Annotated in this window: 12 protein-coding genes, 2 tRNA genes and 2 rRNA genes; 13 read left to right on the top strand and 3 right to left on the bottom strand. The window is 61.1% G+C overall.

Annotated elements, in window-relative coordinates; translation table 11 throughout:
• Positions 1–174 precede the first annotated feature (174 nt).
• From ABWK72_RS13265 to ABWK72_RS13250, 4 genes are all read left to right on the top strand, one after another.
• Entirely contained in the window at positions 175–1,098 is a 924-nt protein-coding gene (locus tag ABWK72_RS13265; RefSeq protein ID WP_367875272.1) for a hypothetical protein, read from the top strand.
• Positions 1,095–1,859 carry a hypothetical protein gene (locus ABWK72_RS13260; RefSeq protein WP_367875271.1) on the top strand — a complete coding sequence of 255 codons (765 nt, stop codon included), beginning with the start codon at positions 1,095–1,097 and terminating at the stop codon, positions 1,857–1,859. Before ABWK72_RS13265 ends, ABWK72_RS13260 begins: the two co-directional genes overlap by 4 nt.
• An 11-nt stretch (positions 1,860–1,870) precedes the next feature.
• Positions 1,871–3,490: a hypothetical protein gene (locus ABWK72_RS13255; protein WP_367875270.1), complete on the top strand. Its 1,620-nt coding sequence runs from the start codon at positions 1,871–1,873 to the stop codon at positions 3,488–3,490.
• Positions 3,491–3,534: 44 nt separating this feature from the next.
• Positions 3,535–4,325 (top strand): IS5 family transposase gene (locus ABWK72_RS13250; RefSeq protein WP_367871095.1). Its coding sequence is split into 2 segments (ribosomal slippage): positions 3,535–3,888 and positions 3,891–4,325, totalling 789 coding nucleotides; the frame shifts between segments, so codons are not numbered across the junction.
• 142 nt (positions 4,326–4,467) lie between these two features.
• On the opposite strand, the gene ABWK72_RS13245 is transcribed toward ABWK72_RS13250, so the two are convergent.
• Positions 4,468–5,196: an RNA polymerase sigma factor gene (locus ABWK72_RS13245; RefSeq protein WP_367875269.1), complete on the bottom strand. Its 729-nt coding sequence runs from the start codon at positions 5,194–5,196 to the stop codon at positions 4,468–4,470.
• Positions 5,197–5,291: 95 nt separating this feature from the next.
• On the opposite strand from ABWK72_RS13245, the gene ABWK72_RS13240 reads away from it, so the two are divergent.
• Complete coding sequence (locus ABWK72_RS13240; RefSeq protein WP_367875268.1) at positions 5,292–7,358, top strand: protein kinase; 2,067 nt, start codon at positions 5,292–5,294, stop codon at positions 7,356–7,358.
• Positions 7,359–7,623: 265 nt separating this feature from the next.
• Positions 7,624–8,862: a hypothetical protein gene (locus tag ABWK72_RS13235; protein ID WP_367875267.1), complete on the top strand. Its 1,239-nt coding sequence runs from the start codon at positions 7,624–7,626 to the stop codon at positions 8,860–8,862.
• A gap of 265 nt (positions 8,863–9,127) precedes the next feature.
• Here ABWK72_RS13235 and rnr read toward each other — a convergent pair whose 3' ends face one another.
• Positions 9,128–11,452, bottom strand: coding sequence for a ribonuclease R (gene rnr / locus ABWK72_RS13230; protein WP_367875266.1), 2,325 nt, complete (start codon positions 11,450–11,452; stop codon positions 9,128–9,130).
• Between the two features lie 180 nt (positions 11,453–11,632).
• Between rnr and ABWK72_RS13225 the strand changes: the two genes are divergently transcribed.
• A complete protein-coding gene (locus ABWK72_RS13225) occupies positions 11,633–12,229 on the top strand; it encodes a prepilin-type N-terminal cleavage/methylation domain-containing protein (protein ID WP_367875265.1) in 597 nt (198 codons plus the stop codon).
• A 253-nt stretch (positions 12,230–12,482) separates the two neighbouring features.
• Here ABWK72_RS13225 and ABWK72_RS13220 read toward each other — a convergent pair whose 3' ends face one another.
• A complete protein-coding gene (locus tag ABWK72_RS13220; RefSeq protein ID WP_367875264.1) occupies positions 12,483–13,121 on the bottom strand; it encodes a hypothetical protein in 639 nt (212 codons plus the stop codon).
• Between the two features lie 252 nt (positions 13,122–13,373).
• Between ABWK72_RS13220 and ABWK72_RS13215 the strand changes: the two genes are divergently transcribed.
• The 6 genes from ABWK72_RS13215 (at position 13,374) to ABWK72_RS13190 (ending at position 21,576) form a co-directional block, all read left to right on the top strand.
• The gene (locus ABWK72_RS13215; protein ID WP_367875263.1) at positions 13,374–14,090 is read left to right on the top strand and encodes a response regulator transcription factor; all 717 of its coding nucleotides are present in this window, start codon (positions 13,374–13,376) and stop codon (positions 14,088–14,090) included.
• On the top strand, positions 14,087–15,730 hold the full coding sequence (locus tag ABWK72_RS13210; RefSeq protein ID WP_367875262.1) for a sensor histidine kinase: 1,644 nt from the start codon (positions 14,087–14,089) through the stop codon (positions 15,728–15,730). Before ABWK72_RS13215 ends, ABWK72_RS13210 begins: the two co-directional genes overlap by 4 nt.
• A gap of 825 nt (positions 15,731–16,555) precedes the next feature.
• Positions 16,556–18,075 (top strand): 16S ribosomal RNA (locus ABWK72_RS13205).
• A gap of 185 nt (positions 18,076–18,260) precedes the next feature.
• A tRNA-Ala gene (locus ABWK72_RS13200) sits at positions 18,261–18,336 on the top strand.
• A 70-nt stretch (positions 18,337–18,406) separates the two neighbouring features.
• Positions 18,407–18,483 (top strand) — tRNA-Ile (locus ABWK72_RS13195).
• 258 nt (positions 18,484–18,741) lie between these two features.
• Positions 18,742–21,576, top strand: a 23S ribosomal RNA gene (locus tag ABWK72_RS13190).
• Together the 16S and 23S rRNA genes with 2 tRNA genes alongside form the textbook arrangement of a ribosomal RNA operon.
• The last annotated feature ends 50 nt before the right edge of the window (positions 21,577–21,626 follow it).

The following is a 21,626-nucleotide window of genomic DNA, read 5'->3' as shown; positions in this document are numbered from 1 at the left end:
TGGATTTCGCCCTCACACGCTTTTCACCGAAAGGGCTTTGACAGCAATGCTCCATCTCACCAAACACCGCAGTGTTATATCCGGCACCCGGATTCGGTCTGAGAAAAGGGGCCGAAGGAACCTTCACTTCAGGTTTCCGACCTGTCTTCGCCTCTGCCAGTGCCCTACTTCACCATGAAACGCATCACAACTTGCGTCGTCTCTTGCATCCTTGGCTCGCTCGCCGTCGCTCAGGAGCCCTTTCCCAAGTGGGATGTGGAAATCCCCGTCCCCATCGCCGACGGCACTCCATCGCAGCCCGCACCGGAACCGCAGCCGATCGACTTCACCGTTCTCAGTTCCCGGACCACGCGGGTGGAAGTGACCGAGGCTCCGGAAATGCCCGGTCTCCCGCCGGTCGAGGGCACCATCAATATCACGGTGCAAAAGGTCGCCGACCCGAATCTGCCCGCTCCCCCGCCGCCGCTCCCGGCCCTGCCGCCGGATGACCCTGCCGTCCTCGCGCGATTGGAGCAAATGCGCGCAAGCTACCGCGCTTCCACCATCGCGTTCCTGGCGGCGACCGTCCATGATGGCAGCCGCACGCTTCTTCGCATCTATCCCAATGGGGCAGCGAACGAGGCCGTCACCGCATGGAGCAATCTCGATTTCAATCATTTCAGCGGTTTCTCCGATTACCGCGTCCACGGCGCCGATGGCCAGGAGCACCGCGTTTCGTTGCTGATGGGGATCGGCAATCTCAACACCGCGGCGATGACCCAACTGGCCGCGCGGCATGGCGTGGCCTATGAGCCGCCCCAAATTCCATCCGTCCCGGACCTCGCCGCCGGCGGCCCCGCCTTCACCGTCGTCGAAGGCCAGGCCAATACCGAGGCCATGGAGATCCTTGAGCAGCTTCACGACCTCTACCGGAAGGAAGGCGTCCGCATGGCCGCCGCCTGCCAGTCCAGGGAGCAAGCCCGTGCCGCGCGCAAAGCGTATCTGCTAGCCAATCCGCCCCAGCCCCGCGATGTAACCATCAATTTTTGGCGTTCCAACCGGAAGCAGCAGCCGGTCGTCCCCGCCGCTCAACCAAACGGAACGGAGGAGTCGGAATGAAACGTCCTTGTCCGGATTCAAAGGCGTCGTTGGCAGGTCAGAGTAGTTTCGCCGCTACTGTTCTCGCGCTCTCGCTGGCGTTCTCGCCCGGAGCTCTCGCATTGGTCGATTCAGACGGGGACGGCATGAGCGACATGTGGGAAAGCCTATACGGATTCACGGTGGGTGGTGGCGCGCCGACCGGCGAGGATCCAACGGCAGACCCGGATGGCGACGGCTGGAGCAATTTCGAGGAAGCTACCGCCGGCACCGACCCTGGCTCGGGCAATCCGCCTGCCGGTATCGTCAGGACGGCTATCGAAACCGATCCCATGCTGCCGGACACCGTTTACATTTCCTGGCAGAGCGACACGACCAAGGCCTACCAATTGAAGGGATCGCTCGATCTCGGGACCTGGTTCGATGTTGGTCGTCTGATCGCCGGTGATGGCGAGGAAATTAGAATGGGCGCTTCTGCCACAATGGCGCCACCCGACCCCGAAGACCCGTTTCCCGTGGTCGAATTGCGCTTGTTCTGGCGGGTGGCGATCGAGGACATGGACTCCGACGGAGATGGTCTCGTCGATTTCGAGGAGGATGTCCTTGGACTCGATTCAATGCTTCTGGATGAAGACGGCGACGGCATCCCGTCCTACATCGAAGTTCTCAACGGATGGAATCCACTGGTCCCAAATTCGGCTACCGATCTGGGGACCTATCTGATTTCGGATGAGGGCGACACCTTCCAGGTTTTCACCCCCTTGCACCAGAGCACGCTGTGAACGAACGACCGATGTTGAGAACCTTCGAGGCTGCCCGCACGCCATTGAACCACACTGCTTCCAAGGAGGGCATCCTGAGTACAACCCACCCCAATAGGCCCTTGATGAAATTCTTTGTGTTCTTGGCGATGTTTTTGCTTGCCAATGTTTTGAAAGTGGGAGCGCAGGTCACGCTCTTTAGTCAATACGATAATTTAAAGATATGGGTAGGAGGTGGCCTCACTCCTCGTCCCGGCGGAGTAGGCCCTTTCCAATATCCGCCGGAGAACACTCTAGCCCTTACCAGTCATATCTATAAGGCGCACTTGAAGGTGCCGCCGGAGGCGATCGAGGGTGCTTTCGAGCCAAGCCCCTTCTTCGTCATCAACTGCTGGGTTTACTATACCGTTGACCTGCCCGACCTCCTTCCTGAGCCGCAGATTCACGGCTACCGCCTCAAGACACTAAAAGGCGTGACCCTCGGAAGTTGGGACGGTCTCATGGGAAATACGAACACTCAGGTTGGCGGTCTGTTGTCCATCCCGGTCTTCTTGAAAGACCTGGAGGATTCGGAGCTTGCCCTGGAGTTTCTCGGCGCAGCCGGAAACGTGACCGCGAGATTCAAAATCGAGGTGGAGGCGGACTGCGAGGCGTGTCGTGACGGTGCCTGCCGGAGCACGGGGAGCGTAGGATCTGTGGACTTCAGGATCCCGATTACCAATGCGCAGGCGAATGGTTCCTTCGCGGGAAGACCGGTGTCCTTGAAATTCTTCCAAGAGTACAATGTCAACCAAGGGATCGGGTTTTTGAAGGCGATGGTGCCGATCGGCCAACCGGGCGTGACCGTGACCAAGGACGGAAGCGGCAATGTTCAATCGGTCCAAGTCGCAGACGTTATCGCCCGGGTGGACCACCTCGGAACGGCTGCGACCGGTTCGATTCCCGCCTCGGGCGATCCCAATAGGTTCCGCGTCCGGGTCAGCAGCGACGCATCGGATCCCGATGACAGCGTTTTCAGAACGGTTATAGCGGAATCAACGGACATCGGCGGCAGCAATCCCGCGCTTGTTCTTACGGAGACCTTGCACGGGCAAACCACCGTCGCGACCTATGGAAATCCGTCGCCCGGCCAGTGGGCCCTTGAAACCGGCTCGGGCCTCCGCAGGGAAACCCACATAGAGAGCGAGGACGCTGGCGTCCGGACCAAGCGGGTGATCATCGAGGAACGGGTGGACGGCACCCCTCCATCCTTTCAGGCCGTCTCCGACGTATTGGAAACCGAAACCCAGTTCGCCTGGGGCTGGGGCACGACTTCGGTGACGGTCGATCCGGACGGCGCGGCACCACTCACGACGACCACGACCTACTACGCCGCCGGGGACGACAGCAGTCCCGATGAAGACGAGAGCGGCGAGGCTCCTGCGCAGGTGAAGACCCGGACTTATCCGACCGGCGAGGTCGAGCGGCATTACTATTACGAGACCAGCGGCGGGGATTTCGCCCATCTTGTCCGCAAGGCCTTTGCAGGCACTGCGGATGCCCGGGAGATTCTTACCACCCGCTCTTCAGAAGTAGCGTTGGGCTCGGGCTTGCCGGTTACGATCACCGTCGTTGGGAAATCCGCCGGAGGAAATCTAGGTCGTGTTGATTAATTTAAATCTGTACGACTGTTTGAATGGTCGCTTCATTCCTTGGAATGGCATCCGGAACAACAAGGAAGGCGATCACGGCGGAAATTTGGAACAAGCTCGAACCGCTTGTTAGACAAGCCAAGCACTCGGCTGCCGGCTCTCCCGCGATGCAATCCGACCGGGACTTCATAGAAGCGGTTTTATGGATTGCACGGACCGGCAGCCCCTGGCGCGACCTCCCGGCGCAGATGGGCCATTGGAATCACGTCTACGTCCGCTTCCGCACTTGGGAGAGGCGGGGTGTGTGGAAGCGGCTTTGGCAATCCCTCCAGGAGGAGGTCTTTGCCGATGCCCGCCACCTCTTCATCGACTCCACCTCGGTAAGGGCTCACCAACATGCCGCCGGGGCACCCAAAAAAACGGCGGCGACCAAGCTCTGGGACGCTCTCGCGGCGGATTGACCACCAAGATCCACGCCGCATGCGTGGACGAGATCTCCAGCGTCGGTCTGATCCTGAGTCCCGGACAAAGCGCGGATTGCAGCAACTTCGGCGAACTTTTCGCGAGCTTGGACAAGGACAACGTGCTGGAGGCCGCCGCCCTGGACAAAGGCTACGACAGCAACGCAATCCGCGAACGGCTTGCGGAGGACGGGATCAAGCCGGTGATCCCGCCGAAATCCAACCGCAAGGAAGCAATCCCGTATGATCGGGAGATCTACCGGCAGCGCAACCGCGTGGAACGCTTCTTCAACCGGATCAAGCACTTCAGGAGAATCGCCACGCGCTACGAGAAGTATGCCTGCACCTTCCTCGCGATGGTCCACCTCACGGCCGCGTTCCTATACCTCAGATAAATTAATCAACACGACCTAGCCATGTCGCGGGGTTGCGGCGACGCTGATGGGCCCGCTTCCGCCGCTTAAACGAAGATCACCCCCTTCCGGCTCCCGCTGGAAGAGGGCGATTTGTTTGAGGCAACCCTGCGTGGAAGCCCACTTAGCCCGCCCTGAGGATGGCGCACAGGTCGTTCAATTCACGATCGATGGCGTCTTCGTCCGCCTCTGCGATGGTTTCGGCAATCTCGCTGCGGAGGTGGCGGCGGAAGCGGTTGCGGAAGCGATGCACCACTTGGCGCGCTGAGGCGTCGTCGAGTTGGAGGACCTGGCGAAGCGTGTCGTAGCTGCGTTCTTCGGCACCGAGATCGAGAAAGGGCGCGAGCGCGGCGAAATGATGGGCGCGTCCCGTAGCGGCGAAGTCCTTTTCCATCCGCGCGAGAGCAAGCTGCAGCACGCTGAGCGCCCATTGGCGGTCGAAGACTTGCTCGGCGGTGGCCGCGGGGGCGATGGCTTGGAGGCCGGCCTCGGCGGCTTCCGTATCGAGCGACAGCACTTTCCCGCCACCGCGCGTTGCACACGTGGCCTGGCGGTGATGATCGGCGATGCGGCGCTGGATGACGCGCAAGAAGAGAGACCTCAGGCGTCCCCCGTCCGGAGTGGCGCCTTCCAGCAGCACGGCCCGGTTTCTCAGTAGGTCGAAAAAGAAACGCTGCGTCACGTCTTCGGCGTCCTCGATGCCCAAGCCGCTGCGTCGGCAGAACGAATACAGCGGCTGCCAGTAGAGGCGGCAGAGTTCTTCCAAGGCGGCATCATCCTGACCGTGCGAGGAAACCACGAGGCTCCAGCGGGTGGGCGGGAAGGGGGCGGCGGGTTCCAGCGGAAAGGACATGCAGGGTGGGTTGGCGGCATTATAACCTGACCGGCGAAGATTTTGAGGTCACAAATCGTCCCGTGCCGCGATGAATTCATGACATGAGCCGGTCAATGTCCCAGATCCCCCGCGGCGATTCCCTGCCCGGCGGTGTCGACCCGCTGGCATTGCTGGAGGTCGGACTGCGTCCCTCCATGGCGGCGCACGGAGAAACGGGACCGCCTTTGAGCGTGGAAGAAGCGCGAGCGATGCTGCCGGCGTATGAAGTGCAGCGGATGATCGGCCAGGGCGGCATGGGCTCGGTCTTCGCCGCGGTGCAGCGGGACTTGCAGCGGCGGGTGGCCATCAAGGTGCTATCACCCGCATTGGCAGAGACGCCGGGATTGTCGGCGCGTTTCCGCCACGAGTCGCGGCTGATGGCCAGCTTGCAGCATCCGGGAGTGGTCCAGGTCTACGAGGCCGGCGAGACGGCGGAGGGGCACCTTTACTACGCGATGGAGTTCGTGGACGGCGAGGACCTTGCCTCGCGGCTGGGGCGCGGGAAGCTGTCGCTGGAGGAGGCGGTGCCGCTGCTCGCGCAGGTGGCGGAAGCCCTGCATGCGGCGCATCGCCTTGGCATCGTGCATCGGGATGTGAAGCCGGCGAACATTTTCCTCTCGGCCGACGGTCCACCGCGGCTCGGAGACTTCGGACTGGCCCTGACCGCGGAGCAAGCCGCGGAAGCCTTGCGGCTCACGCGAGCGGGCACGACCGTCGGCACCCTAGAGTATGCGGCGCCGGAGCAACTGTCGCGCGCGCATCCGGTCTCGCCTGCCAGTGATGTGTTTAGTCTTGGCGTGCTGGCGTATGAAGTGCTGACCGGCGAGCTGCCGCGGGGAAATTTCGATCCGCCGTCGCTGCGAAATCCGGAGGTCGATGCGAGTTTCGATAGCGTGGTGCTGCGGGCATTGCAGACCGATCCCGCGCGGCGCTACGCGGACGCGGGCGAATTCCGCGAGGCCTTCCTCCACGCCGCCGACCGGCCGCGCCAGCAAGCGCTGCGCGATCAGGCCATGCGTCGGAAAATGGTGCGCCGCGCACGGATCGTGGCCGCCCTTGCGGTGGTATCGCTCCTTACCGGCGGTAGTGCGGTGCTGGCATGGCGTGCGCGGCGGGAAGCGGAGCTGCGCCGGGCCGCCGCAGAAGTGGCGGAGCAGCGCATGACCGGATTACTCCAGTTTCTGCTCACCGATCTGCGGCAGCGGTTGGAGCCGACCGGGAATCTCGGCGCGATGGAGTCTGTCATGGAGAAGGCAGTGGAGCAATTCCGCCGTGGACATGAGGAGGCGGGCCGCTCTCCCGAGTCCGCGCTCAAATTGGCAGACGTATTGGTCGTGAAAGGCGATGTGATCGGAGTGCGCGGAAAAGGAGAGGCGGCCGACGCGCTTTACTCCGAAGCCCTCGAACTCTCCGAAATGGCTCGCGCCGCGTCGCCCGACAATGTGGAACGCACGCTGCGCGTGATCGAGGCACTGCGCAGCCGCACCCAGCACCGCATGGCCATCTCGCGGTATGGCAACGCTCTGGCCGATGCCCGTCTCATGCTGGGAGAAGCCGACGCGCTTGCAGAGCGCCACCAAGGACCGCGCATCACGCACGCGCGAGCCATCGCGCACCGGGCCATCGCTCATGCTCTGGGCTACACCGGTGACCTTGAAGAGGCGGGTGAAGAGTATCTCCGCGCGCAGGCCATCCTGCGGAACCTGGTCGAGGTTGCTCCGGAGGAGGCGACGTATAGCGGTGAACTCGCCGATCTCGACATGTCCCTCGGCTCCAATGCCGAGGCCCGTGGCGACCTGTCGGAAATGCTCCGCCATTTCGCAGCGTTTCACACTTTCGTCGTCGAGCGCTACGGCCGCGACGGCAACATGTATTCCCACGCCGCCTTCCGGATGGGCGTGGCGTTTCAAAAGCTGGGCCGTGCCGAAGAAGCGCTCCCTTATCTCAACGATGCCTTGCGGATCGCGGAACGGGAAGCTGCCGAAATGCCCGGCCACAAGGGACGGCTCAATCACGTGTCGTGGTGCGTGCGTTTTCTGGCCCAATCGTATGAAGACCTCGGTCGGACCACGGAGGCCGCACCGCTGCGCAAGCGGGAGGCGGAAGTGAACGCGTTGCTTTCAGCGGGTCCTGGAGAATAGCGCGAACTTTTCGCGATTTTCGGGGGTGGGACTGTCACATTTTTTCCCCGGGCGCGATGAACTGGATGAATCACCTCATCCACCCAATCCATTTGCCCTGCTTCCCCAGTTTTCCTCCCAGACTGTGTCCGGTCCGATCACCGTCGTGGACTCCCCTCCCGCGGGATCGGACCGGCGCTTTTACAGACGCGGAGAAGAATCTACAGGAGGGTGTCACGCTTCCGGCGGGGTCGCGATGAATGGACTGAACCCTCCCTTCCTCCCCATGCCCCTGGAACTCAAAAACTCATCGGCCCGCCTCTGCGGTGTTCTTCCTTCCTGCTCTTCCTCCATCCTGGCCCCGCTAAAAACAGCAGCGCTGCTGGCGGTAGCGGGCATCTCCCTCACCGCAGAGGCCGGTGAAGTCGCCGCTTTTGCCAAGGTTTACTCATGGCCGGATGGGGTGAATAACTTCAACAGCTACACCAAGGCATCCGGCGGTTCCCTCACCCCCGCCGCTGCGGGGAATGGATGGAAGTCCCATGCTTCCGCCAGTTTCCACGGCTTGGCCGCAGGCGGCAGCGCCGCCAGCCCGGGAACGGCTGGCTTCTCGAGAGGTTACGTGGGCGGCTCCGCCTACTGGTTCGAGCAGATTACCATTTCCTCGCCCTCGGTGGCTGTCGGCACGCAAGGCCGGGCGAACCTGACGCTTTACTTTGAAGGCGACCTCGATGCGGAATCGCAGGGGAACGGCAGGGAAAATCAGGCATCCTTTGGCTACCGCGTGGCATCCAATGGTGCTGGAGAAAACGTGGCGACCCCCGACGTCGGCGACAGCGGCTATTATGTCGTTTACGCCGGTCTCGGCTACAAGCAAACGGGTGGAAACGACTTCCGCAACCTGCCGTGCGTCCACCAGATCTACTTTAACTACGGGCAGCCCTGCGACCTCACCATCGCCGTCCATAGCCAGGCCCAAGTCTATCGGGACGCCCCGGGAAAAGTGCGCACCTACGTCCGCTGCACGGGTTGGAATGGCTTCCACGACATTCGTCTCAGCAGCGACGCTCCTGTGACGGATGCCACGATCACCTCGCAGACTGGATTCAACTATGCGAATGCCGGATCCACCAGCTACGCCCAATGGGCGAGCCAGTATCAATTGGATTCCGCCTCCATGCAGGCGGACTCGAATGGCAACCGCCTGCCGAACCTGCTGGAATACGCGCTGGGCCGCAATCCGCTGGATCCGAATAGCAGCCCGCCCGTCACCCGGGGTGTCGTCAACATCGGCGGCAGCGACTACCAGTCGATCACCTTCACCCGGCCCCGCCTCGGCGCGCGGGCGGGCGACATCATCTATCTGCCGCAACGGAGCGATGGGCTCAGCGGCTGGACCACCACCGGCATGGAAACCACCGTGGCCCCTTCCACCACGGATACCGAAACCGTCACGGTCCGCTCGACCCAGCCACAGGGCACCCAGGCCAGCGAATTCCTGCGTCTGGAAGTCACCGGCCCGTAGGTAGCCTCGCGGTTTCGGCGGTCGCGATCCCGGGAGGCATCGGGCCGCCGTTCGCTCGCCTGAGCTTTCGCCCTCCGCCGCGTGGACCACGCTGCAGCCACTCTCCTCCCAAACTGTGCCCGGTCCGATCACGGTCGTGGACATATACCACCGCCGGGATCGGGCCGGCGCTTTTATCAGGTCGCGCAGTCGCCATCAACCTGAACCCGGCCGGGCGCGTGCCGCGATTCGCAGGTCGTGTAGCTCGGGAATCCCGGATGTTCTCCTACTTCTTCTTCCTCTTCTTCTCGCCCTTCGGTGGCCGGCTCTTTTCAAACTTCGGCTTCCGCCCCTTCTTCTCCTGTGGGGCTTTCTTCCAGTCCGCGCCATCCACTCTCACCGCGTCCACCGCCTGGGCTTCGCCGGCGATGCGGAAGTCGATGAACTTCCCTTGGAAATCGATCCGCTGGACCTGCATCTTGATTTTCTGGCCGAGCTGGAATTGCAGCCCGCCGCGCGAAACGAAGCGCATCTGCACCTGCTCGAAGCGCCAGTCGCCACGCGGCAAGTCCTCGCGCTTGATCAGGCCGCGCGCGCCGATTTCGGTGGCTTCCACCATCAGGCCTGACATCCGCACGTCGGTGACCACGCCATCGAAGACCGGGGGCTCGGGCAGGTTCGCGCACATGGCGAGATACTCGAGCATCTTGATCTGCTTGGTCTCGTTCTCCGCCTCGGCGGAAGCCCGCTCGGTGTCCGAAATATGCCGCGCGAATTCCGCGAGCGTTGCCTGGCTAGGCAAAGCGTCCTGCTTCTTCGGCGGGTTTGTCAGGAAGGGCTGCATCGAGCGATGCACCACCAAGTCCGCGTAGCGGCGGATCGGGCTGGTGAAGTGGCAGTAGTCGCCCTTCGCCAAGCCGTAGTGGCCCAGCGGGTCCGCGGAATAGGCCGCACGCTTCAAGCTCTTGAGCAGGCCCAGCTTGATCAGGTGCTCGTCGGGCCGGCCTTTCGCGGAATCCAGCAGCTTCTGAATGTGGGCCCGGTTGGTGAGGTCGCCCGGCTGGTAGCCGTGGGCCCGTGCCGTCTCGGTGTATTCGTGGAGTTTCCCGAAGTCCGGATCCTCGTGCACCCGGTAGATCGTCGGCTTGTTCTTGCCTTTGAGCAGCCGCGCGACCGCCTCGTTGGCCAGCAGCATGCATTCCTCGATCAATTGGTGACTCGCGGTGTGCTCGACCTGGTGGACCGAAATCGCACGCCCCTTGTCGTCCAGCTTCACCCGGATCTCCGGCATTTCCAGATCCAGCGCTCCGTCCGCGAAGCGCTTCTTCCGCAGCACCGCGGCCATTTGCCAAGCCTCGCGCACCATTTCCTCAAGGCCCTTGAACGAGCCTTCCGGGGCCGGCTTGCCGTCAAGAATCGCCTGTGCCTGCTCGTAGGAAAGCTTCGCCTGGCTGTTGATCACCGCATCGCAGAAGCGCGCCTTGCTGACCTTGCCCGTCGGCGATATCTCGATGATGGCGCACTTCGTCAGACGGTCCACGTCGGGCTTGAGCGAGCAGATGCCATTGCTCAATTCCGGCGGCAGCATCGGTAGGACGCGGTCCACCAGATAGGTCGAGTTCCCGCGTTCCGTCGCTTCCTTGTCGAGCGCGGTCTTCGGCTTCACGTAGTGCGAAACGTCCGCGATATGCACTGCCAGGGTCCAGCCCTTGCCGTGCTTCTCGACCCAGATTGCGTCGTCGTGGTCCTTCGCATCCGCGGGGTCGATGGTGATGACCAGGCGGTCCCGCCAGTCCTCGCGCCGCGCCACTTCCTGCGGATCGACGGTTTCGGAAATCTTGCGCGTCTCGTTCAGGACATCCTCGGGAAACGAAGTCCGCAGTCCCTGGCGGTGAATCACCGAGAGGATGTCCACGCCGGCGTCACCGGGCCAGCCGAGCACCTCGATTACCCGGCCGCGCGGGTTCTGCTGCTTTTCCCATTGCTCGAGATCGATCACCACCAGTTGCCCCGGTTCTGCGGTCGTCTCGCCGTTCAGGTCGATCTGGCCGTCGAGCGCCGGGTCCTCCGTCTCGACCCACCCGAATTTCCCTTTCTTGTGATACACGCCGACCAGACGGCCGCTGCGGCGCTCCAGGATCTTGGCCACCTTGCCACGGGCGTCGGGCTCTTCCTCGGCCGCGAAGCGTTTGCCCTGCCGCCACTGGGCGGGGCGGGGGAGAACGAAGGCCACTTCCACCCGATCCCCCTCCAGCGCGGAACCGGTGTCCCGGCGCGGCACATGCAGGCGCGAGTATTTCTTGAGATCGATCCCCGAGGCCAGATTGGCCGGGTCCGCCATATCCGGATAGAACCAGGCATGGCCGCGCGGCAGGAAGCGGATTACCCCGCGCAAATGGTCGGCTCCGGCACCCTTCGGCACTTCGTAGCGGCCTTTCTTTCCTTCCAGGATTTTCCCTTCCTTCGTCAGCGCCGCCAATTCGCCCCGCAGCAGCGGCCGGTCATTGGTAGAGAGTGACAACTCGCGCGAAATCTCCGATTTATTCAGCGGCCGGTAACCCTTTCCCCCCATCAGGCGGAGCAAGGCGCTCCGCAACTCTTCTCGATCCATGGACTCCACCCTGCACGAAATTTGCTCTCTTGGCAATGCGCACGCAGGAAAAGCGCTTGGCAGCGCGAAAGCTTGAACTACTTTGCCGTCAAGATCCCTTGGAGAAACGCGGTATTGCCACCGGTCTGCAATTTCGCTTTATTCCTCGAAATCCCGATCAACGAAGCCGAAATTCCACTTATGAAAACCCGTCCCGATCTTCGCCGCAGCGCCGGCGGTTTCACCCTCGTCGAGTTGCTCGTCGTCATCTCGATTATCGTCGTTCTTGCCGCGATGACCTTCGCCGGCATCAACATCGCCGTGAACAAGCAGAAGAAGGTGCAGACGCAGACCAACGCCACCGGGCTGTACCAGGCGATCGACGGATTCTATCAGACCTACAGCCGCCTGCCCGATTTCGGTGGTAATAGCGAGGACGCCCGGACCGAAGGCCAATCGGGAACCGAACTTCTGACCATCCTGCTCGGCAAGGAAGAGGTCGGCAATTCGATGCAGAACAAGAAGCAGATCCGCTTCCTGAACACCGAAGAGACCAAGATGAAGAACAAGGGAGGTCTCCTCTACAACAACGGGGGCGCCGGTGCCACGCCGGAGGGCCTTTACGACGCCTGGGGCAATGCCTTCTACGTCAGGTTCGACACGGAGTACGATCAGGAGATCCAAGATCCCCTGAAGCAAGGCAACGTGGTCCGGAATAAGATCGTCATCATCTACAGCTACGGTGCCGATGGTAAGACCGGTGGCAAATACACCGGGGACGACGTCAAGACCTGGTAATCCGCAGCCAGCCTAAGCCGATAATTTCGAAACCCCGCCCCGGCCCCGCCGGGACGGGGTTTTTCGTGTTGCGGGCGAGTGCCGGAACTCAGCGGATCCGAAGTCGTCTGATCATCCAGCCTCTACCCGGCCCCATTCTTCCCCCCTTCGATCGATGATTTGATGATGGGTGATTGATGATTTCTTAAAAAGTCACGGGGCGGCCCTGGCCAATACGATTCCAGAAGCCGCCCCGCTTTTTTCCGACCGCCGGTCAGCGTCTCTGGGGAGAGTGAGTTCTTTGCGGACCGGGGCGACCGCCGCCATCCTGACGTCTCGGAGCCTCCTCTTGCTCCTCGCCGTCCTGACGGGGCGGTCTTGGCGGAAGTAGTTCGCGCGGCGTGAGTTCGCCGTCATCGTTGCGGTCGAGCTTCGCCAGCGACTCCGAGGCCTTGTCGATTTCTGCGGGGGAGAGCTTGCCGTCGCGATCGGTATCCATGGATGCCATCACCGCCGGCACGGGGTGCTTGGGCCGCTGGGCGCTGCCTTGGTCTTGGCCGCCGTCTTCATTCTCCGGCGGAGCGGGTGGCGGCGGCTGCGGATAGTAGTCACCGTCTTGAGGCGGCTTGGGCTTCTTGCCGCCATCCTCCTCCTCCTTGGGAGGGCCTTCCGGCGGCTTCGGGCGGAGTTCCTCGCGGGTGATCTCGCCGTCGCCATTGGTGTCGAGTCCCTTGAGTGCGGCGGTCGCCGCTTCGATCTCGGCGGCGGAGATCTTGCGGTCGCCATCGGTGTCGAGCGCCTTGAGCAGCGGCATCGGCGGATGGGGCGGGGGGCCTTGGGGCTTGTCTTGTTGGGCGCTGCAGGCGAGGGATGTGATCAGGATCGCCGCAAGCGTGGTGGTCGTCGTTTTCATGGTGGTTTCCATTTTCGTGTTTCGCGGCGGAGGACCGAGGACCGTCATCCGTCAGGGAGGAAACCACCCGATTGTTAAGGCAATGTGTGGATCGCGGAGGTTTCGTGTAAAAGTTGGCGGAAGTGCCGGTTTCCCGCCGGGACCCCAATCGGCCGTCCAAAGTTCAGCTCCGGAGTTCAAAGTTCAGGCGCATTTGTTAAGCCCGCGTAAATCCCATCGCCTCCCCCGCGGCGTTTGAGGCATTCTGGCAGCATGAACCTCCCGTCCACGCGCCCGCTGCTGGTCGTCGATGATGACCGCAAGCTCTGCGGCCTGATCCGCGACTACCTCGCCCCGCACGGCTGGCAGGTGGACATGCGCCACTCGGGGTCCGAGGGCCTGGATGCCGCCCGCGCGGGCAAATACGAAGCGGTCCTGCTCGATGTGATGATGCCCGGCATGGATGGCTTCGAAGTGCTGCGCGAACTGCGCAAGGTCTCCACCATCCCCGTGCTCATGCTCACCGCGATGGGCGAGGAGGCCGACCGGATCGTCGGCCTCGAACTGGGCGCGGACGACTACCTTCCCAAGACCTTCTCCAGCCGCGAGCTTCTCGCCCGGCTGCGCGCGGTGACCCGCCGCAGCGTGCTGGCGGGTGAAAACGGCTCGGCTCCCGCGAAGGATCTGAGCTGCGGCGAGCTCGTCCTGAACGAGGGCAGCCACGTCGCCACCCTCGGCGGCGAGGTGCTCGAATTGACCGCACTCGAGTTCGCCATCCTCGCCTCGCTCCTGAAGGCGAAAGGACGCGTGAAATCCCGGGAGGCCTTGCTCGACGAGGTCTCCGACCGCCGCTTCGACGTCTTCGACCGCTCGATCGATGTCCACGTCTCCCAACTCCGCCGCAAGCTCGGAGACGATCCGAAGCTGCCCCGCTTCATCCGCACGATCCGCGGCGTCGGCTACAAGCTGGAGGACGGCGGCGAGCCATGAAGCGCGGGCCCCGGTTTCCCTTGATGGCGAAGATGCTGGTCTGGCTTCTCGTCCATCTCGCGGTGCTGGCGGCCGCGTTCTGCCTCTTCGTCGCCTGGCAGCTCCGCCTTGGCCTCGACTCCTTCCTGAGCGGGACCGCTGGCGAGCGCCTGCGGGAGGTGGGGGAGCAGGTGGCCTCCGATCTCCGGCAGGTGCCGAGGAGCGAATGGCGGGAGATTCTCCAGCGCCGCCAGGCCGCGCTCGGCGTGGAGATCTTCCTGCAATTGGGCCCCGGCGATTGGATCGGCGGCTCGCCTTCCAGGATCCCGCCGAATGTGGATCAGCGCATCAAAGGCTTCCGTAGGCCCGAGCCACGTCCCGGTCGTGGCTCGCCGCCGCCGCGGGATGGCCCCCCCGCGGACCGCCGGCCACCGCGCGGCCACGATGATGGCCCGGGCCCGCGTCCCGGGGATGGCCCGCCTGAAGAGGCTTTCTCCGGGGATGGCTCCCTGCTGGACGACGAGCCCCCGCCGCCGGACCGCGAAGGCATGCGCCCCGGACCGCGCGGGCGGCCACCGCGTCCGATGGGCGACAGGCCTGCGGCTTCCAATGACCTGCGCCCGCGCGCCCGGCCGGATTTCCTGGCACGTGGTGCGGGCGGCGATGGCTACTGGGCCGGTATCGAAGTTCCCCTTTTCCAGGCGCGCGTGCAGCAGCCTCTCCACGGCTTGCTGGTGCTCCGGGCGGGAGATATTTCCGGGAATGGACTCTTCTTCAACCTCAAGCCCTGGCTCTTCGGCAGCCTCGCCGTACTCGGCCTGAGCCTGCTACTATGGGCACCGTTCTTCTTCGGGATCACCCGCTATCTCTCGCGCTTGTCGAGGGCTACCGAAGCCATCGCCGATGGCAAATTCGAGGTCCGCGTGCCGTCCCGCTCCGATGAGCTCGGGACCCTCGGCTCCTCCATCGAAAGCATGGCCTCGCGGCTCGACCGCCTCGTCCGCGGCCAAAAGCGCTTCCTCGGGGATGTCGCACACGAACTCTGCTCGCCCTTGGCACGCATCCGCACCGGGCTCGGTGTCCTCGAGTTCAGCCTCACCCCGGAGCAGCAGGTCCGCCTGCAATCCATCGATGAAGACGTCGATGAACTCTCGCGCCTCGTCTCCGAAGTGCTCGCCTTCACCAAGGCCAGCACCGCACCGGGTGCGGTGCGCTTGGAAGCGGTGGAACTGGCCCCGCTCCTGAACCTCGCCTCGGCCCGCGAATGCCCGGGCTTGAAGGCGGACATCGCCATCGAGCCCGGCCTCGCCGTCCGCGCCGACCGCCATCTTCTCGCCCGCGCCGTGGCCAATGTGCTGCGCAATGCCCATCGTCATGGCGGCGAGGATTGCTCGCTCCACATCGCCGCCACCCGTCTGGGGGAAGCGGTGGAACTCCGCATCACCGACGACGGACCCGGCGTCGCGCCCGAGGACCTGCCACGTCTCTTCGAGCCCTTCTACCGGCCCGATGCCGCCCGCACCCGGGAAGCCGGCGGTGCCGGTCTCGGTCTCGCCATCGTCCGCGCTGGCGTCGAAGCCTGCGGCGGTACCGTCCGGGCCGAGGCGGCTTCACCACGAGGCCTCGCAATCGTCTTCCGTCTGCCGCTTGCAGGGGATTGAGAGGTGGGTCCGCTCAGTCCTCCGGGCGGAAGAATCGTCCCTCGCCGCCCGCAACCCGTGAGGGTTGCCCGCCGGGAGCGCTTCCAGAGCCGTCCGCGTCCCTTAATTACTATAGATATAGTAATAATCCGGCCCGGCCCGCGGGTGCTTCATGAAATTACTATGAAAGTAGTAGAAGCGGCCCGGCTGATGCTTTTCCTCCCTTCCGCGCTCGCCCCAGCCGCTCGATTCCCCGCCTTTTGGGGTTGGGAATCCCCCCGCTTTCCCGGCCCGCGGCCCCTTTTCTCCCCTTGTCAGGGCTCGTTTCCCGTCCGATCCGGGCCTTTGGCACCGGGTTTTGCATTCCCCCGGCTCTTCCGGCGTTGTGATCACGTGTTCCATGGAAAAAGAGCCCCCGTGGAACCCGCTTCGTTGCGCGGTCTCGCGAAAAAAACCGAAAATGTGTCTCGAAAGGTGTTGACCCGGGGGGCCGGCTGGGTAGGTTTCTCCCCGCCGCGGTAAACAAGCGGCGCGAGAGACGGAGGTCGATCGCGGTTCCCGGAGGAAACTCCGACCCGAACCGGATCGGCTTTTTAGTCCCCTCGAAAGAAGATCTTTCACAAGCATGGCCCGGCCCAAGGAGGTGCGGAGACGAAGCGGAGAAAGTCCTTAGGGCTACCGAAGCAAGTCCCGTGCCATTCGAAAAAAGCCGGGTGAAGAGGAAAAGGCCAAATTGTGCGTTGCGTGCCTGAAAGAGGGCATGCGGCGTCCGGAGGGAAGCCCCTGTGGGGTGGAAGACCGGACGGTTCAATTTGATGGCCGTCTTCGGACGGTCAACATACGTTTTTTACGGAGAGTTTGATTCTGGCTCAGAACGAACGCTGGCGGCGTGTTTAAGACATGCAAGTCGAACGGATCAAAATTGTAGCAATACCGTTTTGGTCAGTGGCGCACGGGTGCGTAACACGTGAGTTACATGCCCTGCAGTGGGGAATAGCCCGCCGAAAGGCGGATTAATACCCCATGGTCCCGCAAGGGTAAAGGTGGCCGCAAGGCTGCCGCTGCAGGATTGGCTCGCGGCCTATCAGCTAGTTGGCGGGGTAACGGCCCACCAAGGCGACGACGGGTACCTGGTCTGAGAGGATGATCAGGCACACTGGAACTGAGACACGGTCCAGACACCTACGGGTGGCAGCAGTCGAGAATAATTCACAATGGGGGAAACCCTGATGGTGCAACGCCGCGTGGAGGATGAAGGTCTTCGGATTGTAAACTCCTGTCATTGGAGAGTAAGACCTGGCGGTCAATAGCCGACAGGGTTGATAGTATCCAAAGAGGAAGGGACGGCTAACTTCGTGCCAGCAGCCGCGGTAATACGAAGGTCCCAAGCGTTGTTCGGAATCACTGGGCGTAAAGGGAGCGTAGGCGGCGTGGTAAGTCAGATGTGAAATCCCGGGGCTCAACCCCGGAACTGCATCCGATACTGCCGTGCTTGAGGGTTGGAGAGGTAGCTGGAATTATCGGTGTAGCAGTGAAATGCGTGGATATCGATAGGAACACTCGTGGCGAAGGCGAGCTACTGGACAACATCTGACGCTGAGGCTCGAAGGCTAGGGGAGCAAAAGGGATTAGATACCCCTGTAGTCCTAGCAGTAAACGGTGCACGCTTGGTGTGAGGGGATTCGACCCCCCTTGTGCCGGAGCTAACGCGTTAAGCGTGCCGCCTGGGAAGTACGGCCGCAAGGCTAAAACTCAAAGAAATTGACGGGGACCCGCACAAGCGGTGGAGTATGTGGCTTAATTCGATGCAACGCGAAGAACCTTACCAAGGCTTGACATGGATTTCTAAGCACGTGAAAGCGTGTGACCCTTCGGGGGACTTCCACAGGTGCTGCATGGCCGTCGTCAGCTCGTGTCGTGAGATGTTGGGTTAAGTCCCGCAACGAGCGCAACCCCTGTGATTAGTTGCCAGCACGTAATGGTGGGGACTCTAGTCAGACTGCCCAGATCAACTGGGAGGAAGGTGGGGACGACGTCAGGTCAGTATGGCCCTTACGCCTTGGGCTGCACACGTACTACAATGCCCAGCACAATGAGAACCGAGACCGCGAGGTGGAGGAAATCTGCAAAACTGGGCCCAGTTCGGATTGGAGGCTGCAACTCGCCTCCATGAAGCCGGAATCGCTAGTAATGCTGCATCAGCTACGGCAGCGTGAATACGTTCCCGGGTCTTGTACACACCGCCCGTCACATCATGGAAGCCGGTAGCACCCGAAGTATCGTACGATCCTAAGGTGAAGCTGGTAACTGGGATGAAGTCGTAACAAGGTAGCCGTAGGGGAACCTGCGGCTGGATCACCTCCTTTCTATGGAGTAGCTGCAAACTTTCACGAGTCACTGCAGCAGGTCGATGCCCCACCCCGAGCAATCGGAAGGGCATCGCGGCGAGCGAAAGCGGACCGCAACAAAGTATTACATCCGTATGACTTCCGGATGGTTCGCAACGCACGATTTGGCTTTCGTCCTCTTCTTCTTCAATCCTCCTTCGAGAGGGGGTTTAGCTCAGTTGGTAGAGCGTCTGCTTTGCAAGCAGAATGTCAACGGTTCGAATCCGTTAACCTCCACCATCTTTTCAGGATCCGTCTCGGGTCTCGCGGGTAACCCCCAAGAGGCAAAACGGGTCCCGGAAAATTAATTGGGCCTGTAGCTCAGTTGGTTAGAGCACCGCCTTGATAAGGCGGGGGTCATAGGTTCGAGTCCTATCAGGCCCACCACTTCCCGGAATGGATCGAAGAACGTGATAACAGACTTGTGAGGGCATTGCCGCTCTTTGACATCCGCATGGAGATAACAGTTTTTTACAGACTGCAAAAAATCAATTGTTCACATGAGCCATTATTTGCGCGGTCTTGGTATATGAAAACAAAGTAGATTTGCCGGGGGTTGACTCACCCGGCCGCAACGCAAACCGCGCACCACTTTACGGCTGGGCGCAGGTGCGTTGCACGAACGAGCTGATTTCGAACATTTGGAATCAAGCTTTAAAGGGCACAGAGTGGATGCCTTGGTGCTAACAGGCGATGAAGGACGTGATAAGCTGCGATAAGCTTCGGGGAGCGGCAAACACGCTTTGATCCGGAGATTTCCGAATGGGGTAACCTGGTGGTGTTAATACGCCATCGTTCTTTCCTGAATCAAATAGGGAAAGACACGCGATACCCGGTGAAGTGAAACATCTCAGTAACCGGAGGAAAAGAAAGAGAATCGATTCCGTAAGTAGTGGCGAGCGAAAGCGGATCAGCCCAAACCGGGAGCTTGCTCCCGGGGTTGTAGGACCCCGTCATGGGACCTCGGACGATAGATGAAGGACCTGGAAAGTTCCGACAGAGAGGGTGAAATCCCCGTAATCGAAATCCGAAGAGGCCTTAGGGAGTTCCTGAGTAACACAGCACACGTGGAACGTTGTGTGAATCTGCGCCGACCACGGCGTAAGGCTAAATACTAGTTAGCGACCGATAGTGAACCAGTACCGTGAGGGAAAGGTGAAAAGAACCGCTGCGAGCGGAGTGAAATAGAACCTGAAACCCTGTGCCTACAAGGTGTAAGAGCAGCTTCGGCTGTGATTGCGTGCCTTTTGCTTAATGAGTCTGCGAGTCAGTATGTGTGGCAAGCCTAAGTTCTTCCGGAACGGAGGCGCAGCGAAAGCGAGTCCGAATAGGGCGACCATAGTTGCACGTGCTGGACCCGAAGCGGAGGTGATCTACCCTTGAGCAGGTTGAAGCGTCGGTAATACGACGTGAAGGACCGAACCGGTGAATGTTGAAAAATTCTCGGATGACTTGAGGGTAGGAGTGAAAGGCTATTCAAACCCCGTGATAGCTGGTTCTCCTCGAAATGCATTGAGGTGCAGCGTTGCGTGCTGATTACCGGGGGTAGAGCACTGAAAGGGCTAGGGGGCATACCCGTCTACCAAACCCTATCAAACTCCGAATACCGGTGAGTGGAGCGCGGCAGTGAGACGGTGGGGGATAAGCTTCATCGTCAAAAGGGAAACAACCCTGATCAGCAGCTAAGGTGCCTAAATAACGCTAAGTGGAAAGGATGTGGGATTTCACAGACAGTGAGGATGTTGGCTTAGAAGCAGCCACCATTTAAAAAGTGCGTAATAGCTTACTCATCGAGAGATCCTGCGCCGAAAATGATTGGCGATAAGCGTTATACCGAAGCTCTGGGTGTTCATCCATTGGATGGGCGCGGTAGAGGAGCATTCCCAACGCGTTGAAGGGTGATGGCGACTGACCCTGGAGAGTTGGGAAGAGAGGATGCAGACATGAGTAACGATAAGGCCGGTGAAATCCCGGCCCGCCGTAAACCCCAGGTTTCCCGGGCTACGTTTTTCGTCCCGGGGTTAGTCGGGACCTAAGCCGAGGCAGATATGCGTAGGCGATGGACAGCAGGTTAATATTCCTGCACTTGCGAAACTTAAGTAGGGAGGACGCATCAATGAAGATCACTAGGTGATTGAATTCCGAGGTGAGGCTACGGCCGATCCGCATGATTGGAGTTGGTGCCGAGAAAAGCCCCTATGTATGCTAAGCAACCCGTACCGTAAACCGACACAGGTGGGTGGGTAGAATATACCAAGGCGCAAGAGTGAACCCTGGTTAAGGAACTCGGCAAATTAGCCCCGTAACTTCGGAAGAAGGGGTGCCCCACGCGAGTGGGGCCGCAGTGAAATGGCCCAACCGACTGTTTAGCAAAAACACAGCACTCTGCCAAGACGCAAGTCCAAGTATAGGGTGTGACACGTGACCAATGCGGAAAGATTAAGGTAAGGGGTTAGCCGCAAGGCGAAGCTCTGAGCCCAAGTCCCCGTGAATGTCGGCCGTAACTATAACGGTCCTAAGGTAGCGAAATTCCTTGTCGGGTAAGTTCCGACCTGCACGAATCGTGTAACGAGTTGGGCACTGTCTCAACCAGGTGCTCAGTGAAATTGTAATGGCGGTGAAGATGCCGCCTACCCGCAGAAGGACGGAAAGACCCTATAGACCTTAACTGTAAGCTGTCATTGGTTTTTCGATTCTCATGCTCAGCATAAGTGGGAGACGTTGATCCGGTTCTTTAGGGGATCGGGGAGTCAACAGTGAGATACCACCCTTGGGTGTTGGAAGATCTAACCCCGACCCGTGAAACCGGGCGGGAAACAGTGTCAGCCGGTCAGTTTTACTGGGGCGGTATCCTCCCAAAGAGTAACGGAGGAGCGCGAAGGTGGGCTCAGCATGGTCTGCAACCATGTGTCGAGTGCATAGGCATAAGCCCGCCTAACTGTGAGACCTACAAGTCGAGCAGAGACGAAAGTCGGCCTAAGTGATCCGGCGGTAGAATGTGGAATTGCCGTCGCTCAACGGATAAAAGGTACCTTAGGGATAACAGGCTGATTTCGCCCAAGAGTTCATATCGACGGCGAAGTTTGGCACCTCGATGTCGGCTCGTCGCATCCTGGGGCTGGAGAAGGTCCCAAGGGTCCGGCTGTTCGCCGGTTAAAGCGGCACGCGAGCTGGGTTCAGAACGTCGCGAGACAGTTCGGTCCTCTATCCTCTGTGGGCGCAGGAAAACTGAGGGGTTCAATTCCTAGTACGAGAGGACCGGAATTGACGAACCTCTGGTGCACCGGTTGTCCTGTCAAGGGCATGGCCGGGTAGCTAAGTTCGGAAGAGATAAGCGCTGAAAGCATCTAAGCGCCAAGCTCCTCCCAAGATGAGTTTTCCCTGAAGGATCGTGGAAGACTACCACGTTGATAGGCCGGAAGTGGAAGTGTGGCAACATATGCAGCTTACCGGTACTAATCATCCGTCTGGCTTGATTCCGTTCGGAATCGCTTTGTTTCGGCAAGCGACCGCGCAACGGCTCACCAAGT

This window comes from Luteolibacter sp. Populi, assembly GCF_040801775.1.
Classification (GTDB): domain Bacteria; phylum Verrucomicrobiota; class Verrucomicrobiia; order Verrucomicrobiales; family Akkermansiaceae; genus Haloferula.
The sequence above is the reverse complement of the archived record's forward strand: the minus strand, read 5'-3'. Positions and strand labels throughout refer to the sequence as shown.

Excerpts from the sequence above, each read along its gene's own strand:
- ABWK72_RS13265 (WP_367875272.1), top strand. The coding sequence starts at position 175 with ATGAAACGCATCACAACTTGCGTCGTCTCTTGCATCCTTGGCTCGCTC.
- ABWK72_RS13260 (WP_367875271.1), top strand. The coding sequence starts at position 1,095 with ATGAAACGTCCTTGTCCGGATTCAAAGGCGTCGTTGGCAGGTCAGAGT.
- ABWK72_RS13255 (WP_367875270.1), top strand. The coding sequence starts at position 1,871 with ATGTTGAGAACCTTCGAGGCTGCCCGCACGCCATTGAACCACACTGCT.
- ABWK72_RS13245 (WP_367875269.1), bottom strand. The coding sequence starts at position 5,196 with ATGTCCTTTCCGCTGGAACCCGCCGCCCCCTTCCCGCCCACCCGCTGG.
- ABWK72_RS13240 (WP_367875268.1), top strand. The coding sequence starts at position 5,292 with ATGTCCCAGATCCCCCGCGGCGATTCCCTGCCCGGCGGTGTCGACCCG.
- ABWK72_RS13235 (WP_367875267.1), top strand. The coding sequence starts at position 7,624 with ATGCCCCTGGAACTCAAAAACTCATCGGCCCGCCTCTGCGGTGTTCTT.
- rnr (WP_367875266.1), bottom strand. The coding sequence starts at position 11,452 with ATGGATCGAGAAGAGTTGCGGAGCGCCTTGCTCCGCCTGATGGGGGGA.
- ABWK72_RS13225 (WP_367875265.1), top strand. The coding sequence starts at position 11,633 with ATGAAAACCCGTCCCGATCTTCGCCGCAGCGCCGGCGGTTTCACCCTC.
- ABWK72_RS13220 (WP_367875264.1), bottom strand. The coding sequence starts at position 13,121 with ATGAAAACGACGACCACCACGCTTGCGGCGATCCTGATCACATCCCTC.
- ABWK72_RS13215 (WP_367875263.1), top strand. The coding sequence starts at position 13,374 with ATGAACCTCCCGTCCACGCGCCCGCTGCTGGTCGTCGATGATGACCGC.
- ABWK72_RS13210 (WP_367875262.1), top strand. The coding sequence starts at position 14,087 with ATGAAGCGCGGGCCCCGGTTTCCCTTGATGGCGAAGATGCTGGTCTGG.